General features: G+C 64.2%; 2 protein-coding genes. One reads left to right on the forward strand and one right to left on the reverse strand.

The window, feature by feature from the left end:
• A partial coding sequence (locus EN994_RS26090; protein WP_164746198.1) for an acetyl/propionyl/methylcrotonyl-CoA carboxylase subunit alpha occupies positions 1–1844 on the forward strand: 1844 nt, incomplete at its 5' end.
• 91 nt (positions 1845–1935) lie between these two features.
• On the opposite strand, the gene EN994_RS26095 is transcribed toward EN994_RS26090, so the two are convergent.
• Positions 1936–2688 (reverse strand): branched-chain amino acid ABC transporter substrate-binding protein (locus EN994_RS26095; protein WP_164746199.1); only part of this gene is annotated, 753 nt, incomplete at its 5' end.

The following is a 2688-nucleotide window of genomic DNA, read 5'->3' on the forward strand; positions in this document are numbered from 1 at the left end:
AGGCGGTGCATATCGGCGCCTCGCCCGTCGGCGAAAGCTATCTGCGCGGCGACAAGATCATCGCGGCGGCCCTGGCAACGGGTGCGCAAGCCATTCATCCCGGCTACGGCTTCCTGTCGGAAAATCCCGATTTCGTCGACCAGGTGACAGCGGCGGGGCTTATTTTCATCGGCCCATCCGCGGCCTCTATCCGTGCCATGGGGCTGAAGGACGCCGCCAAGCGGCTGATGGAAAAGGCCGGCGTGCCGGTCGTGCCGGGCTATCATGGCGAGGCGCAGGAGATCGTGCTGCTTGCCTCCAAGGCGCGCGAGATCGGCTATCCAGTGCTGATCAAGGCGCGCGCCGGCGGCGGCGGCAAGGGCATGCGCCGGGTCGAGCATCCCGATGAGTTTTCCGAGGCGTTGTCCAGCGCACGGCGCGAGGCGAAAGCCGCGTTCGGCGACGACCGTGTGCTGGTCGAAAAATATGTCGACAAGCCGCGCCATGTCGAAGTGCAGGTCTTCGGCGACAATTTGGGCAATGTCGTGCATCTCTACGAGCGCGATTGCTCGGCGCAGCGCCGCCACCAGAAGGTGATCGAGGAATCGCCGGCGCCCGGCATGACGCCCGCTTTGCGCAAGGCGATGACGGAGGCGGCAGTGAAGGCCGCCAAGGCGATCAATTATTCAGGCGCCGGCACCATCGAGTTCATCGTCGATGCCTCGCAGGGCCTGAAGGCCGACCGCTTCTGGTTCATGGAGATGAACACCCGTCTGCAGGTCGAGCACCCGGTCACCGAAATGGTCACCGGCACCGACCTGGTCGAGTGGCAGTTGCGGGTCGCGTCAGGCGAAAAGCTGCCCAAGACGCAAAGCGAGATCGCGCTCGTCGGCCATGCCTTCGAGGCGCGCATCTATGCCGAGGACGCGGCAAAAGGGTTCCTGCCGGCGACCGGTACGCTGCATCATCTGAAATTTCCGGATGCGGCCCCGCAAGGCGCCACGATTCGCATCGAGACTGGCGTGCGAGCGGGTGACGCCATCTCGCCCTATTACGACCCGATGATTGCCAAGCTGGTCGTCCACGCAACGGACAGGCAGGCGGCTCTGGAGGCGCTTGGCGCGGCGCTATCCCGGACCGAGATCGCCGGCTCGACCGTCAACACCGCCTTTCTTGCCGCTCTCGCCGCCGATCCGGATTTCGCCGCAGGCGATGTTGACACCAGCCTGATCGCCAGGCACCAGACGGCGCTGACCGAGGTCGCGCCGCCGACCGGCGAAACCATCGCTGCCGCGGCCGTTGCGGCCTCCGGCGCCGGAGCATCGCCGTCACCCAACGATCCGTGGTCGTCGCTTGCCGGTTATGCGCATTTCCACAGCGTGGCGCGACGCACACGTTTGAAGTTTGGCGAAGACGAAATCGTGGCGAAAGTTTCGGTGCGGCATGACGGGCGGTTCCAGGTGACGCTGGACAAGCCCTATGACGACACCAATTCGCATGATTTTCGCTCAACACCACGCCTCGCCCGCTGGCCAGGCCACATCACCCTGTTCGAAGGCGCCGTCGGCTACACCTTTACGGTGCCGGACCCGCTCGCACGAGCCGACGAGGCAGCGGCGGGTTCAGGCAGCCTGCGCGCGCCGATGCCGGGACTGGTCAAGCTGGTGCGCGTGGGAAAGGGCGATGCCGTGATCAAGGGTCAACCGCTGCTGATCCTGGAGGCGATGAAGATGGAACACACCATCGCCGCGCCGCATGACGGCGTGATCGCCGAGATCGCCACCGAGGGCGTGCAGGTGACCGACGGGACGGTGCTGGTACGGTTCGTCGAGGAACAAGCCGCTTCGGCCGCTGTAGCCAGCTGACGGTTCGAAAGGCAGACTACAGGGCAAACAAGAAAATGGCCGGGGACGACCCCGGCCATTTCCCTATGCTATTCAGTCGCCGGGCCGGCGATTACTGCGCGATCGGCGCATATTTTCCGTCATGCCACTGGTTGATGTCGTAGCTGGCATTCTTGAGATCGCCCTTCTCGTCGAAGGTGACATTACCGACGACGGTGCTGATCGGCGTGCCGTTCTTCAGCGCCTCGGCAACCTTGGCCGGATCGTCGCTGCCGGCACGCTTGATGCCTTCGGCGAATGCCTGGATGGTGGCGTATGAGAACAGCGTGAAGCCCTCCGGCACGAAACCGCCGGCCTTGATCTTCTCGACGGCTGCCTTGGCTTCCGGCTTTGCCTGCGGATCCGACGGGAAGACGAACATGGTGCCCTCGCCGGCCGGGCCAGCGACCTGCCAGAATTCCGGCGAGGCGATGGAGTCCGGCATGATCAGCTGGAACTTCAGGTTCTGTTCCGCCGACTGACGCAGGATCAGGCCAGCTTCAGGATGGTAGCCGCCGAAATAGACGACGTCGGCTTTCAAGTCCTTGAGCTTGGTAACGAGAGCCGAATAGTCCTTCTCGCCAGCGTTGATGCCGTCATAGTAGACCTCCTTGAGGCCGCCGGCATTCATCGTTGCCCTGACGGCGTCAGCCACGCCCTGTCCGTAGGCGCTCTTGTCGTGCAGGACGACGACATTCTTGCCGGCGAACTTCTTGGCGATCCATGGGCCGATGAAGGCGCCCTGCGCATCGTCACGCGTATAAAGGCGCATGATCGTCGGCCAGCCGGCCTTGGCGGCCGCGTCGGTCAGCACCGGGTTGGAAGA

It is taken from the genome of Mesorhizobium sp. M7A.F.Ca.CA.002.09.1.1 (assembly GCF_003998555.1).
In the GTDB taxonomy this organism is placed as follows: domain Bacteria; phylum Pseudomonadota; class Alphaproteobacteria; order Rhizobiales; family Rhizobiaceae; genus Mesorhizobium; species Mesorhizobium ciceri.